Below are 13378 nucleotides of genomic sequence, written 5' to 3'. Positions count from 1 at the left end.
TCCGCAAGGAGTACCATCGTGAAACACATGACCGAAACACAGCTCTCGGAACTGGAAAAGGATCTCAACGCCATCCGGGATGAGGTGATTGCCGATCTCGGCGAGCGGGACGCCCAACACATCCGTCGTATGGTGCGCCTCCACCGGATGCTGGAAGTCGGAGGCCGGGTGATGATGCCCCTCGGCGTCATCCCACCGGTCTTCGTTGCAGCAACCGCAACTCTCGGGGCTGCCAAGATTCTGGAAAATATGGAGATTGGCCACAATGTGATGCATGGCCAGTACGACTGGATGAACGACCCGGGTCTGCATTCCCAGACCTACGAATGGGACACCGCCTGTACCGGTGATTCCTGGCGCCGCACCCACAACTATGAGCACCACACCTACACCAACATCATCGGCAAGGACCGGGACTACGGGTACGCGGTTCTGCGCCTGAGTGACGATGAGCCCTGGAAGCCCTGGCATGCCCTGCAATTCATCAACTACGTTCTGCTCAGCGTGTTTTTCCAGTGGGGTGTGGGGCTGCACGAACTCGAAACCGAGAAGCTTCGGCGCAGGGAGATCAGCTGGCGCGAGAAACTGCCGTTCCTGAAGGAATTCGCCCGCAAAGGTGGCCGGCAGGCATTCAAGGACTATGTGTTCTTTCCGTTGGTCACCTTCCCGGTGGCTCCCATCGTTCTGGCCGGAAACCTTGGCGCCAACCTGATCCGCAATCTCTGGTCATCAACAGTCATTTTCTGCGGCCACTTTACCCAGGGCGCCGAGACCTTCAGCGAGGAGGAATGCGAGGGCGAGAGCAAGGGTCACTGGTACCTGCGCCAGCTATCCGGCTCCTCAAACTTTACCGGGGGCCGCTGGCTGCATATTCTGAGCGGGCATCTGAGTTACCAGGTGGAACACCATGTGTTTCCCGACCTGCCGGCACACCGTTACCCGGAGATTTCCGGGAAAGTACAGGCGGTCTGCCGGAAGCATGGCATTCACTACAACACCGGGAGTTTCGCCCGGCAGTACGGTACCGTATTGAAGCGGATCCTCCGGCACTCCCTGCCCGAACGTCTTGGAGGAGGGGCCGCCACTACGGCATAACGGGCTCGCAGGTTCCGGAATGCAGGTTGCCGGGCGAATGGACCGTCACCCGGTTCCGGCCAGTCTGCCTGGAGACACAGAGAGCTTCGTCCGCCGCCGCTATAAATGGATGTAATTCGTAAGTTTCTGTATCGCCCCGTCAGGCGATCTGGAGCAGTCTCAGTAACTGAGGCCTGTGCTGCTCCTGGATAATATCGGCCAGGGTGTACTTATCGAGCGCCTCCAGGAAGGCGTTCAACGCTTCTCCGAACATCGATTTCAAGCCACACACCGGGGTGATCCTGCAAGTATTTTTCGACGAAAAACACTCCACAATACTCAGATCCTGCTCGGTTTCGCGTACCAGGATACCGACATTGATGTCGGACGGCGCCATGCGCAGACGCATACCACCCTTCTTGCCGCGAACGGTTTCGATGTAGCCTTTCTTATTGAGCTGATGAACCACCTTCATAAGATGGTTCTTGGAGATATCATAGCTGTCGGCAATCTCCTGGATGGTTGCCAGTTGATCACCCGGCATTGCCAGATAAATCAGTACGCGAAGTGAGTAATCCGTGTAGCGGGTGATGTGCATTCAATACTCCAGTCGTTAATAGGGTCAATAAGACGGCCGGGTCACCAGGTAACAGGCGGTGCCACCAAGAAACACGCCTGAAATCGCCAGAGTCATTGCCGACGCCCCGAAAAGAACCAGCATCCCCCAGCTCAACGCCATCATGCCACAGGCCAGCACCTTCGCCCGCCCGGGGACGGCCCGTCGTGTGCGCCACTGACCAATAGCAGGACCAAACCGGGGATGGTCTTCAAGCCATTGTGCAAAAGCCGGCGACCCCTTGCTGGCAAAAAAGGCCGCCAGCAAGACAAACGGCGTCGTCGGTAACAACGGCAAAATCACACCCACCGCCGCCAGCGTTACCGATATATACGCAAGAATACGAAATCCGGTTTTCCCAAAACGACCGCCCATCACGGGGTTCTCACCAAGGCTCATACAGGCATCCAGTCTACCTGGATTCAGTGAACAGGTCTGCCAAAACGGCTGAGAAATACCAGCCTGGCGACGTAAGCGACCTTGATACCCACTGCAAAAAGCAGGGTTCCAATGTGCGCAAGAATCTGGATGGCCATGGGAAAGTACTGCGCCATTGGATAGGCCACCAATAGTGTCAGCACCAGTCCCAGCAATGACCAGGCCATCGCACTGTTCGCCCTGAATAGCAGATTTTCCATTTGAAATCCCCTGAACACACATTTAATATGTATTTTATATGCTCCTTCTTTGAAAACTTCAACCCGGCTCCACTTTGTTTTATAGGCACTAACCGAAAACTCAGACGGAAAACATGACCGAACCCAAGGAACATTTATCCATTTACATCTAAAGGAGAAAATCAATGTCCCCACAAACCTGGCTTGAAAAAGCCTCAGAGGAAGAACTGATCGAACACATCCTCAACCGCTATCACGACACCCACCGGGATCAACTGCCCGACATGATCCGGTTAGCCCAGAGAGTCGAGCGGGTGCACGGCGGCCACCCTGAATGTCCCTCTGGCCTCAGTGCCCACCTTGAGGCGATGCAGGCAGAGCTCGAAAACCATATGGCCAAGGAGGAGCAGATTCTGTTTCCGATGATTACGCGCGGAATATCCGGGATGGCACGGGGCCCTGTCTCGGTGATGCGCGCAGAGCATGAGGTCCACAGTACCGCCCTTGCCCGGCTTGACGCACTCACCAACCATCTGGAACTGCCAGAGGATGCCTGCAACACCTGGCGGAAGCTCTATGAACAGATCGCCATTTTCCGGGAAGACCTGAATGCACATATCGCCCTGGAAAACAGCGTGCTGTTTACCCGGATAGACGGCCTCACCGCTTAGCGTCCCGCCTGGGCCGTTCAATTACCTCCCGTGGGGTATCGGATTCGTTGATCCAATCTGCAATACTTGGTCTATAATCAGATCGAAAAACAGGCGGTAACAGGATCAACCCGATGCCCCAGAGCAAGCTCACAGACCGTTTCGGCCGCACTGTCGACTATGTGCGGCTGTCTGTTACTGATCGCTGTGACTTCCGCTGCGTATACTGCATGGCCGAGGATATGACTTTCCTGCCCCGCCAGCAGGTCCTGACTCTGGAAGAGATTGCCCGGGTTGCCCGCAATTTCGTCGATCTGGGTACCGAGAAAATCCGCCTGACCGGCGGTGAGCCCCTGGTGCGCAAGGACATCCTGGAACTGGTCAGGGAAATCGGCACCTATGGGCTGCGTGACTTTGCCATGACCACCAACGGCAGCCAGCTGACCGCCATGGCCGAGCCCCTGCGTAAGGCCGGAATGCACCGGCTGAACATCAGCCTCGATTCCCTGGACGCCGAAAAATTCCGCAACATCACCCGCACCGGCAATCTCGGCCAGGTGCTGGACGGCATCGATGCCGCCCGCGAGGCCGGCTTCCGGGGCATCAAACTCAATACCGTGGTCATGAAGGGGCGCAATGATGAGGAAGTCCCGGAGCTGGTTGAATTCGCCCGAAAAAAGCAGGTGGATATCAGCTTCATTGAGGAAATGCCCCTGGGAGAGATTTCCGAGCACGACCGGGGCCTGGCCCTGTGTACCAGCAAGGAAGTGCGGGACATCATCCGCCAGCACCACGAACTGGTGCCCGCCACCGGGGATTCCGGCGGCCCCGCCCGTTACTATCGAATGCCGGACAGCCCCACGAGGGTGGGCTTTATCTCGCCTCACTCTCATAATTTCTGCTCAACCTGCAACCGGGTACGGGTCACCGTCGAGGGCCGGCTCCTGCTCTGCCTCGGCAATGAACACTCCGTGGACCTTCGCCGCGTTCTGCGTGGCAACCCGGTGACCGACGACAAGCTCCGCCAGACCATTATTAACGCCATGGATCTGAAGCCGGAGCGGCATCACTTCTCCACCAATGGGGATGTTCAGATTCTTCGGTTCATGAATATGACCGGCGGTTAAGCAGCCAGCAGAAAGAGGGGGTCAGATGAAAATTTCATCTGACCCCAAATTCAAAGACGGCCAGGGCGCAAGGAGCCAGTTCAGTTTGATTCGGTTCATCAGGGACACCTCCGTTCAGATACGACGATTCCGGAACAGCAACAGGGCGCCCGCCAACGGGATAGTAAACCAGAGCACCAGGCCGACCCAGAGGCCGAAAGCACCGATGGGCAGGTCGGCGCCGAGGCTGAGGACACCACTGAGCTGTGCTGCGCCATCGAAGGCCACAATGTTGAGAAGACGGTAGATGTCCGTGGGGTTAAGCATCAACAGCCAGGGTAGCAGCTCGGCGCTGAACTTGCCCTTGCTTGCCACCAGAGTGCCGAGCAACATCAGGTCGAAAATCAGCACGAAGAAGAACCAGATGGCCAGGGCCAGGCCGGCGGCGATGGGCTTTTCACTGACCCGGACGCTGATCACGTAGGCAAGTGCAATGAAGCCCCAACCCAACAGGACGGTGGAGGCAATAAAACGGGCCATGGCGACAGCCAGACTGGCAATGGCCACGTCCTCCACCAGCAAGGCGATAGCCATACCGGCAACGCCAAAGCCGATCAGGGTGGCCAGGGCCAGGGTCAGGCCATGGCCCAGGAACTTACCGAGCAACAGCTGGCTGCGGCTGAGCGGATAGGTCATCAGTAACAGCAGGGTGCCGCCCTCTTCTTCCCCAACGATGGCGTCGTAGGCCAGTAGCAGCGCGATCAGGGGAATCAGGAAGATCCCAAGGCTGGCAAGGCTGGCAATAGTGGCCGGCGTGGAGGCATACCCCACCTGCCCGGAGGCGGCGGCGCCGAACCAGGCGATGCCCAAAGCCAGGGTGGCGAAAACCAGGGAAATAGCCATCAGCCAGCGGTTTCGCAGGCTGTCGCTGAGTTCCTTACGGGCAATGGTCCAAATGCTGTTCATTAGTTGCCTCCACGATGGGCCAGGCCACCAGAGCCGATGAAATGCACGTAAATATCTTCCAGGCTGGGTTGATGGATGCTGATATCCGCCACCTCGCCCGAGGCCATGACCGCTCTCAGTAAGGCCATCTTCTCCCTCGGTTGAACATCCACCCGCAGGCGTCCGTTATCGGTCTTGATCATCAGGCCACTGTTGCTGGAAGCACTGTCAATGACCTGCTCCAGCGCAGAAATACTGTTGGCGGGATCCAGCGACAGGGTCACAGGCATATTTGCCTGCCGCCTCAGCGCCGCCAGATCTCCGGCCGCTTGCAAGGAACCTTCCGTGAGAATGGCAGCGCGGTCGATGTAAGGCTCGACCCCGGGCAGAACATGGGAACACAGCACAATACCCGCACCCTCATCCCGCAGCCCCCGGAGCAGCCGGTACAGATCTGCTGTGGCCACCGGATCCAGACCCACGGTAGGCTCGTCCAGCATCAGCAGCTTCGGCTTGCCCAGCAGCGCCTGGGCCAACCCTAAACGCTGGCGCATACCCTTTGAGTAAGTCTTGGTGCGGGCATCCATGGCATCGCCGAGACCCACCTGTTCGAGCCGCTCCGGCACCTGCCGCAGTGAGGCTCCCTTCAGACGCGCGAAATGGCTCAGAATCTCCCGGCCGGTCAACTGCGGGTAGAACATCACATTCTCCGGCAGGTAACCGATGTGCTGGGTGACCCGAGGATCACCGGCGGGGCCGCCGAGCACCGACAACCTGCCCTGCGTTGGCTGCATAAGCCCAAGAATCAGCTTGATGGACGTAGTCTTGCCGGCTCCGTTATGGCCAAACAGCCCCAGGATTTCACCCGGCTCCAGCGTCAGGTCTATGCCCTTCAGTACCGGGCTTTTGTCGTACCGGTAACTCACATTCTCAAGACGAAAACAGCTCATCGGATCTCCGGTTTCAGATCGGCAGGAGGTCGCATCAGCGGAAAAGAGTCGGCAACCCCGGCATCTTTCACCACCGGGAAGGCATCCTGCACCCAGCGCAGGGTATCCACCGCCGGGCTGAACATCAGGATCTTTGCCTCCGGATACTTCCACAGCAGCCGGTCGACATTGTCATTGGGCTCATAGGCCACATCCCCGATCCCATCCTGGTTGCGATCCCAGCCCAGGTAGTCACTCCAGTAATTGCCCCTGCCGTCCCTCGACCACTCCTGAGTGCGAGTGGCCACATACTTCACCTGCCGCTGGTTATTCACAAACCCATTCCCGAACACCTCGTTATCCTCGGAACCGGCGGTCAGATGAATCCCGATGTTGCTGTCCGCAAACAGATTGCCCGCAAAGGTGTTGTACAAGGAGTTATAGATAAACACCGCCTTGCCCTCGGCGCCATCAATCACCACACCACCGGTCCGGCCCTCGGAAACCCCGGTCACCATATTGCCCCGAAACTCCGACTGGGTGATGAAATTCATCAGAATTCCGTAATTCTCATCATTCACCGACCGGTTGTTGATCACCCTCAGTCGCTTGCTCTGCATCAGAGCATAACCCGTCCGCGTGCCCCGGGTGACATTGTTCTCCAGCAGGTTATTCATCGAATACATATAGTGGATGCCATAACGCAGATCCGACATCTCATTACCCCGGATCGTATTGTTATTCGCCGTCTCAATATAGATCGCATCCCGGGTCTGACGGATGTCGTTCCCCTCAATCAGCGCCCCGGTGGTATTGAACAAGTGAACCCCGTTGCCCCGGTCATTCGGACGCATGCTGGCATCGCCACGAATTGTATTGTTGCGAACCGTCACATCCGGCGTGGCATCCAGCCACACCCCAAACGCCGGCCCCTGCAGACGGTTATTCTCAACCACCGCCCCCCGGGCCTCCCGAGCCACAAAAATCCCCGCATCCAGCTCGTTCAGATCCCGGCCCCAGTTGCGCACCGAACAACCGGACAACGTCACCTCCCCGGCGACAATATCCACAGCATTGCCCTGCCCGCCCCCGTCAATCACCGTGTCGGAATGGCAAGACACCGTCACCCCGGGCACCCGAATAGCCAGAGAGGAAACATGCTCAGGAGGAAGCTCAAAGGTTGCGCCCGGTTCCAGGGCATCAAGCTGTTCTTGCAGGCCCGCGCTCGCGGTCAGCGATAAAAGAGCGACTGTCAGGGCCACTCCATAACGCAAAATTTGGTACATCAATGTCTCTCTGAGAGATGAAATTTCTTTGGGCCTTGCCAGAACTCTGGCAATCCGAGAGGAGGCTGCTTTCCAAAACTGTGCGGAGCCATGGATGGCGGAGCCCAAGCGTCACAGGGACGTGCCGAAGGAGCGTGTTTTGGAAAGCAGCCTCCTCTTGGATTGTTTCTCCCAAGTGGAAGGGAAAGCCGGAACCCCATAAAGGAGTCCCGGCGGAGAGAAGATCAGGCCTTCTCAACAAGCATGCGACCCCGCATCTCCATATGCAGCGCATGACAGAACCAGTTGCAGTAATACCACTGAACCCCGGGCTTGTCCGCCACAAAGGTTACTGAAGCTGTCTGCATTGGGCTGATTTCCATGCTCACACCATGGTTCACCATACAGAAGCCGTGCGTTACATCCTCAATGGTGTCCAGATTGGTCACGTACACCGTCACCTCATCGCCCTGCTTCACCTTGAACTCCATCAGCCCGTACTGGGGCGCAATGGAGGTCATGTAAACACGCACTTTCTTGCCGTCACGGATGACCTTATTGTCCGCCTCCAGGGTGATGCCGTCTTTTTTGGCCTGCTCACGGGCACTGGCAAAAATGGGATCGTCGCGCTCATAGATCTTCCTGGTCTTGATCTGGTCACGGCGCACCAGGATGCAGTCATGGGGCTCAGCATAGGTGGGGCCATCGTGCACCAGCTTCATCTCCTCACCGGAGATATCAATCAGCTGGTCGTTCTCCGGGTGCAGCGGGCCAACCGGCAGGAAGCGGTCCTTGGAGAACTTCGACAGCACCACCAGCCACTTGCCATCCGCGTCCCGGGACTCGGTCAGCGAAGCGTGGTTGTGGCCCGGCTGATAGTGCACATCCAGCTTCTGGCGGATGTAGTTTACATCCTCACCATTGTAGTGCCTGATGGCATCCGCAATATTCCATTTACACACCTGGCTGTCGATAAACAGTGTAGTGTAGGCATTACCACGCCCATCGTAGGTGGTGTGCAGGGGCCCGAGACCCAGCTCTGGCTCGGCAATAACCACATCTCGCTCGTCCTTCAGTTTGCCGTCAAACAAATCATCCAGCCTGTCGATAGCAATCACCGTACAGGTTGGAGACAGCTTGCCGGCGGCAATGAAGTACTTGCCATCGGGAGACGTATTCAGGCCGTGCGGGTTTTTCGGCACCGGGATATAACGGGTCAGTTCGGAGCCGTGACGTCCGTCAACCACAGGCACCTTGGAGTCTCCCAGAGTCTTAAAGTTGCCGTTCTTGACAGCCTGCTCAATGCGCTCAATGTTGAACACCACCGCCCAGTCGCGATCATTACGCATGGTGCCGGCCAGATCCAGGGCCTTCTCGGAATTGTAACAGGTGGACACCACATATTTACCGGTGTAATCGGCATCGGTGTTGTCGAGGTTACCATCCACGATGACCTGGAAGGCCACCTCCATGGTTTCCGCATCAATGGCGTTAAACATGGTAAAGCTCTTCTCCATGCTGAACTCACTGCCATCGTTGGGATGGGGAACCACAAACTCGGCGTTACAGAACACATAGTTGGTTTTCGGCACCTTCTGCAGCCGCAAGCCGTGGATGGCCTGGACATTGGGAACCGTGGTGATCCTGTCACACTTCATGATATCCAGGCGGATACGCGCAACCCGGGAATTGGCCTTATCATTGATGAACAGATACTTGCCATCGTACCGGCCATCGGTCATGGAAACATGCGGGTGGTGGGCATCACCATTCAGGTAGGTATTATCATGGCCGAGGACGTCTTTACTTTCGTTGGTTATACCCCAGCCCGAGGCGGAGTCCACGTTAAAGACCGGGATGCGCATGAGCTCACGCATCGAGGGCACTCCCAGAACGCGCACCTCGCCGGAGTGGCCACCACTCCAAAAGCCATAGTATTCATCAAGCTCACCTGGCTCAACCATGTACTTTTGCCTGGCATCGCCAGCGGCAGCCGCGAACGATTCCCGGGACATCACTGCGGTACCAAGACCGGTTGCCCCGGCAACACCGGCCAGTGCCGCTGCGCCCATAAACCGGCGGCGGCTCTGGCCGTTTTCCGGAAGCTCCTGCATATCCTTGGACAGATCATCTTTCTTTTTCATAATATCCAACTCCGTTATTGGTAGTGGCGGTTTTTGCTTCTCATGCTTTCTTTTTTGCTGGGACTACTCAGGTCACCTGCACCACTGGAATTTCCTCCGGGTGGCCAGGAGCGTTATGGCCACGGCGCTTGCCGCGACGCTTGACGATCAGCGGCGGGCACTTGTGGTCATCGAAATAGGTCATCTGGCAATCCAGGCAGTAATGGCATTCCATATAGTTGATGTGCCCATCCGGATGGATGGCCTGAACTTCACATTCGTGATCACACAGCCGGCAGGGGTTTCCACACTCCCTACGCCGTTTGAGCCAGTCGAATACCCGTAACTTGCTTGGTAATGCCAGCGCCGCGCCCAGGGGGCACAAATACCGGCAGAAGGCCTTGCGGGTGAACAGGTTGACCACCAGCAACAGGACAGCGTAGATGACAAAGGGCCAACTGCGGTCAAACCTGAGGGTGATCGCCGTTTTGAAGGGTTCCACCTCGGCCAGGCGCTCGGCGGTCGCCATGGAGTCCAGCGACACCCCGAACAGCACCAGCAGAATGATGTATTTGATCGCCCAGAGCCGTTCATGCCAGGCAAAGGGCACGGTGTACTGGGGTACCCTGAGCTTGCGGGCAATCTCGTTCAGCAATTCCTGCAGGGCCCCGAACGGACACAGCCAGCCACAGTAAACCGCCCGCCCCCACAGCAGAATGATGCCAGCCACCACCGCCCAGAGTACAAACAGCACCGGGTCGATCAGAAAGGTCTCCCAACTGAAACCGCTGACCAGGCTGTTGACAAAGGTCAGCACATTCACGATGGAGAGCTGGCCCAGGGCGTACCAGCCGATGAAGAAAAGGGTGTAGGTGAGAAACGCGTGGCGTATCCAGCGCAGCATCTTCGGCTTCTGCACCAGCCAGTCCTGGAAAAACAGAATGAACAGCAGCACACCGATGCCAATACCGAGCACCACAATCTGGAACTCCCGCTGATACCACATCTGCACCCACATGGGCTGATCCGCCAGCATGTCCTCCTCTGTCATTACCGGCTCGGGGCGGGTGTAGTACTGATCCGGCAACTGGTAAGTGAGTGGAAATACCTGGAACTCGCTGTCCAGTGGGCCGGTCTGGCGCTTGACCGTAAGCTCAAGGGTCCATTCCGTGCCGGGATCAAAGTTGTACTGCTGGCGAATGATGAAAATCGCCATTTCAGAAAACTCGGGCATGTCCTCGGCATAAACATCGCTCAACCGGTAGAAATCCAGATCACGGAAGTTGAAGGTGTCACCAAACTGGCGGATCTGGATGCGGTCAAAGATGCCGCCACGGACGTAACCGGAACCCTTGAACGAGTAGTCACCATTGGCCATTACGGCGATGGCGTGTTCGCCCTCCCTGAGCTCGGAGGTCAGCCACTGGAACTGGCGTTCACCCAGCAAATTGCGGCCAATGGCCGGCACATTCAGATAGGCGGTGTACAGATCAATCAGGGGCTCGCCGCGCTGTTTCCGCGGTGTTGTGTCGATCCCTTCCGCGGGCGTGCCCTTGAAGGCGTCATCCGCCTGGCCACGGGTCAGCTTCAGCCTGCGAACGGAACCTTCTCCGGTGAGTGTCTGCCAGCTTTTGTCCTGGAAGTTATCGGTCTGAATGTTCGCAAGCGGTGGGCGGGCATTTTTCTGGCTCTGAACAAGCCCCAGCTCGGCGGCAACACGGTGGGCCGATTTCATGATGACCTCGTTCACCACCATCACGGTTACCGTAGCGCCGGACAAACCGTCCACGGCAACCTTGTGCTCCGACGATGTACCGCCTACCGTCACCCGCTGGTCTGCCTTGAGTCCAACGTACTGGTCAGTGAATTCGTGGAGCTTTCGTTCGGGGATACCGACAAGGAGTATCGGTTCGTGATGCTCGATAACGCGTGAGCTCACGATGTTTCCGTCCGTATCCAGGACCACCACAATATTCAGCGGCTTGCCGGAATAGGCCGGGGTCTGGATGAAATCGAGACTCTGATAGGCGTAGCCTTTCAGCTCGTCTCCGGCATAGAGTTCCTGGATGGCTCGGTTGCCTTCCCGAGGGACCAGGGTAGTGACCGAAGGAAACGCCTTCCGGATGACCTGTCGGGCAGCTACAGGGTCATACTCATTCACAGGCGCCGCATTCAAGGGCATAGCCATGATCCAGATGCACATGGGGAAAACAAAACGGAACAAGGCGGTCACTAAAGGCTCCAAGACAAAAAACGTCGTACTGCTTAAGCCTAGGCAAATTTGAGGAAAATCACATACCTCTTATTGGATATGCTTACTGCGGAGTCCCGGGTTAAGCGCCGTCAGCCCAGGCTGACAGCGTTTCCCTGCGGATCGAGGGGGAGGTAATGACTAACCTGGCCAAGGCGGATGGATTCCACCATCATGGTCAACGGCTGCTGCGCTTCGTCGGTAGACGGCGCCATGCCGCCGCGGCCGGACATGGCAGCGACAAACACCAGATCCCAGGCCTGGCCGGTGGCGCGGGACTCTTCGGCAAGGGCCCCGAAATCGGGCGCCTTGTCCGGCGCCTTGTCCACACAGATGACCGGTGTCAGGGCACCGCCCTCACCGCGTTCAAACGCGGCCTTTTGTTCAGCGGAGGCGTCGTCGGGCAGTTCGGCCCGGCAAAATACGAATAACAGGCGCTGGGCTTCTTGCTGGTTGCGGGAAGCCTGAATCAGGTCACTGTAACTGCTGATCATTTGGAAAATCCTGCTGGTATCTGGCCGCGGCGATTTACGTCTGGCGGGCAATGAGCTGGCCGGACGGCGTGCGCCTGCGAACTTCCTCACACACCTCTTCCACGGCGTCAGCGCCGTAACTCTGGCCGTAGTGTTTTTTGAATCCGAACTCGTAGAGCCTCACGTGCTCATCAGGTTCAACACCGATGTTTTCAAGACAGGCCCGGGCACAATGCAGCGGGCAGCCATCAATCACCGTAATCGGGCGACCGGAGCGGGCGGTTTTCACCAGTGACGGCACCTTGCCACCCACCCCGGAAATACAGGACATTTCAAATTCACCGGCGTGGTCGAGCCGCACCGCCACATTGTTGGCCAACTGTGCCACATCGGAGCAACCGGAACATGAATAGACCAGTGGGCGTTGCTTTCTCGCTGTCACCTGCCCTCCTTTCCCAAGCGCCCGGAGGCTTGAATGAAGTCGTTTACTGGCTGATCTCGATCAGTCGTCGGGGGTCTGAAATGAACAGCCGGCTGCGGTTAACCCGCACCAGCCCGTTGGATTTCAGATCGGCCAGAATCCGGGAGAAGGTCTCCGGCTGCATGGCCAGCCTGGAAGCAACCAGACACTTAGGCAATGGCAACTCTACCTCACCGCCCTCTTCCGGGCCGTTTGGCAACAGATCAATCAGGTAACGGATCAGCCGGTCACGGGCACTCTGGACAGTCATGATTTCCAGGTCGTGGAACCGGGAGACAGCCCGTTTGGCATAATGACGAAGGGCTGCCCGGGCATATTGAAGGTTGCTCTCAAGCAGGTCCTGGTAGGCATGTATGGGAATCATCAGCACTTCGCTGGATTTAAGGGCTTCGGCGTAACAGGCGTACCGGGGCGGGTCGGCGTAGATCATGACTTCGGCGATGCTGTCGCCGGGGGCGATGCTGTCGAGGGTACGGTCGACTCCCGAGGAGTCCAGGCGGTACAGGCGCAGGCGGCCGGAGATGACAAAGAAAAAGTGGTGGGCCGGCATGTCCTGGCGATACAGTAACTGATGATGCCCCAGGCGCAGTCTGCGGGACTGCTGGATCAGGTGCTGCAGATCCTTGCCACTGAGCTCCGAAAACATTGGATGACTGCGCAGGGCCTTCAGGCCACCTTCGTCGTCAAAGGGTTTGTTCACAGCAACGAGAACGGGTTTGGTGTAGCGGGTTTCGGCTGTTTGTGTGAGTGCCATTGGTGTATCCCCTCTGCATATTTATGCATCCAAAATCATGTTTTAATAGTAGAGGGATACTGGTTAAAAATCGCTCCCCCCATGGGGGTAATCG

General features: G+C 57.4%; 14 protein-coding genes. 3 read left to right on the top strand and 11 right to left on the bottom strand.

Going from position 1 to position 13378, the window contains the following annotated elements; genetic code table 11:
* Window positions 1-27 precede the first annotated feature (27 nt).
* Entirely contained in the window at window positions 28-1095 is a 1068-nt protein-coding gene (locus QPL96_RS13655) for an acyl-CoA desaturase (RefSeq protein WP_303287913.1), read from the top strand.
* A gap of 139 nt (window positions 1096-1234) precedes the next feature.
* Here QPL96_RS13655 and QPL96_RS13650 read toward each other — a convergent pair whose 3' ends face one another.
* From QPL96_RS13650 to QPL96_RS13640, 3 genes are read right to left on the bottom strand one after another with little or no spacing between them, the layout of a single operon-like run.
* The gene (locus QPL96_RS13650; RefSeq protein ID WP_303287864.1) at window positions 1235-1672 is read right to left on the bottom strand and encodes an Rrf2 family transcriptional regulator; all 438 of its coding nucleotides are present in this window, start codon (window positions 1670-1672) and stop codon (window positions 1235-1237) included.
* A 24-nt stretch (window positions 1673-1696) separates the two neighbouring features.
* Complete coding sequence (locus tag QPL96_RS13645; RefSeq protein WP_303287863.1) at window positions 1697-2089, bottom strand: YbaN family protein; 393 nt, start codon at window positions 2087-2089, stop codon at window positions 1697-1699.
* 23 nt (window positions 2090-2112) lie between these two features.
* Complete coding sequence (locus QPL96_RS13640; protein WP_303287862.1) at window positions 2113-2328, bottom strand: hypothetical protein; 216 nt, start codon at window positions 2326-2328, stop codon at window positions 2113-2115.
* Window positions 2329-2492: 164 nt separating this feature from the next.
* On the opposite strand from QPL96_RS13640, the gene QPL96_RS13635 reads away from it, so the two are divergent.
* Both QPL96_RS13635 and moaA read left to right on the top strand, forming a co-directional pair.
* The gene (locus tag QPL96_RS13635) at window positions 2493-2978 is read left to right on the top strand and encodes a hemerythrin domain-containing protein (RefSeq protein WP_303287861.1); all 486 of its coding nucleotides are present in this window, start codon (window positions 2493-2495) and stop codon (window positions 2976-2978) included.
* Between the two features lie 113 nt (window positions 2979-3091).
* A complete protein-coding gene (gene moaA / locus QPL96_RS13630) occupies window positions 3092-4084 on the top strand; it encodes a GTP 3',8-cyclase MoaA (protein WP_303287860.1) in 993 nt (330 codons plus the stop codon).
* A 114-nt stretch (window positions 4085-4198) separates the two neighbouring features.
* Here the strand turns inward: moaA and QPL96_RS13625 are convergent, their stop codons facing one another.
* From QPL96_RS13625 to QPL96_RS13590, 8 genes are all read right to left on the bottom strand, one after another.
* Window positions 4199-5029 (bottom strand): ABC transporter permease, encoded by an 831-nt coding sequence (locus QPL96_RS13625; protein ID WP_303287859.1) that lies wholly within the window; start codon window positions 5027-5029, stop codon window positions 4199-4201.
* On the bottom strand, window positions 5029-5958 hold the full coding sequence (locus QPL96_RS13620; protein ID WP_303287858.1) for an ABC transporter ATP-binding protein: 930 nt from the start codon (window positions 5956-5958) through the stop codon (window positions 5029-5031). The genes QPL96_RS13625 and QPL96_RS13620 overlap by 1 nt, the downstream gene beginning before the upstream one ends.
* Complete coding sequence (locus tag QPL96_RS13615) at window positions 5955-7223, bottom strand: nitrous oxide reductase family maturation protein NosD (protein WP_303287857.1); 1269 nt, start codon at window positions 7221-7223, stop codon at window positions 5955-5957. Before QPL96_RS13615 ends, QPL96_RS13620 begins: the two co-directional genes overlap by 4 nt.
* Before the next feature lie 224 nt (window positions 7224-7447).
* Window positions 7448-9316, bottom strand: a complete 1869-nt coding sequence (gene nosZ / locus QPL96_RS13610; RefSeq protein ID WP_303287912.1) for a TAT-dependent nitrous-oxide reductase — start codon at window positions 9314-9316, stop codon at window positions 7448-7450.
* Between the two features lie 97 nt (window positions 9317-9413).
* Window positions 9414-11507 (bottom strand): transcriptional regulator NosR, encoded by a 2094-nt coding sequence (nosR, locus tag QPL96_RS13605; RefSeq protein ID WP_303287856.1) that lies wholly within the window; start codon window positions 11505-11507, stop codon window positions 9414-9416.
* A 161-nt stretch (window positions 11508-11668) separates the two neighbouring features.
* Window positions 11669-12070, bottom strand: a complete 402-nt coding sequence (locus tag QPL96_RS13600; protein ID WP_303287855.1) for a ribonucleotide reductase subunit alpha — start codon at window positions 12068-12070, stop codon at window positions 11669-11671.
* A gap of 34 nt (window positions 12071-12104) precedes the next feature.
* On the bottom strand, window positions 12105-12491 hold the full coding sequence (locus tag QPL96_RS13595) for a putative zinc-binding protein (RefSeq protein WP_303287854.1): 387 nt from the start codon (window positions 12489-12491) through the stop codon (window positions 12105-12107).
* 43 nt (window positions 12492-12534) lie between these two features.
* Window positions 12535-13284 (bottom strand): Crp/Fnr family transcriptional regulator, encoded by a 750-nt coding sequence (locus QPL96_RS13590; RefSeq protein ID WP_303287853.1) that lies wholly within the window; start codon window positions 13282-13284, stop codon window positions 12535-12537.
* Window positions 13285-13378: the final 94 nt, after the last annotated feature.

This window comes from Marinobacter sp. SS8-8 (genome assembly GCF_030540945.1).
Taxonomy (GTDB): domain Bacteria; phylum Pseudomonadota; class Gammaproteobacteria; order Pseudomonadales; family Oleiphilaceae; genus Marinobacter.
Note: the sequence above shows the minus strand (reverse complement) of the source record. Positions and strands in the feature narration are given on the sequence as shown.

Coding starts and splice junctions, on each gene's coding strand:
- QPL96_RS13615 (WP_303287857.1), bottom strand. CDS start 7,223: ATGTACCAAATTTTGCGTTATGGAGTGGCCCTGACAGTCGCTCTTTTA.
- QPL96_RS13620 (WP_303287858.1), bottom strand. CDS start 5,958: ATGAGCTGTTTTCGTCTTGAGAATGTGAGTTACCGGTACGACAAAAGC.
- QPL96_RS13655 (WP_303287913.1), top strand. CDS start 28: ATGACCGAAACACAGCTCTCGGAACTGGAAAAGGATCTCAACGCCATC.
- QPL96_RS13640 (WP_303287862.1), bottom strand. CDS start 2,328: ATGGAAAATCTGCTATTCAGGGCGAACAGTGCGATGGCCTGGTCATTG.
- QPL96_RS13645 (WP_303287863.1), bottom strand. CDS start 2,089: ATGAGCCTTGGTGAGAACCCCGTGATGGGCGGTCGTTTTGGGAAAACC.
- QPL96_RS13600 (WP_303287855.1), bottom strand. CDS start 12,070: ATGATCAGCAGTTACAGTGACCTGATTCAGGCTTCCCGCAACCAGCAA.
- QPL96_RS13650 (WP_303287864.1), bottom strand. CDS start 1,672: ATGCACATCACCCGCTACACGGATTACTCACTTCGCGTACTGATTTAT.
- QPL96_RS13590 (WP_303287853.1), bottom strand. CDS start 13,284: ATGGCACTCACACAAACAGCCGAAACCCGCTACACCAAACCCGTTCTC.
- QPL96_RS13625 (WP_303287859.1), bottom strand. CDS start 5,029: ATGAACAGCATTTGGACCATTGCCCGTAAGGAACTCAGCGACAGCCTG.
- QPL96_RS13635 (WP_303287861.1), top strand. CDS start 2,493: ATGTCCCCACAAACCTGGCTTGAAAAAGCCTCAGAGGAAGAACTGATC.
- nosZ (WP_303287912.1), bottom strand. CDS start 9,316: ATGCAGGAGCTTCCGGAAAACGGCCAGAGCCGCCGCCGGTTTATGGGC.
- moaA (WP_303287860.1), top strand. CDS start 3,092: ATGCCCCAGAGCAAGCTCACAGACCGTTTCGGCCGCACTGTCGACTAT.
- nosR (WP_303287856.1), bottom strand. CDS start 11,507: ATGCCCTTGAATGCGGCGCCTGTGAATGAGTATGACCCTGTAGCTGCC.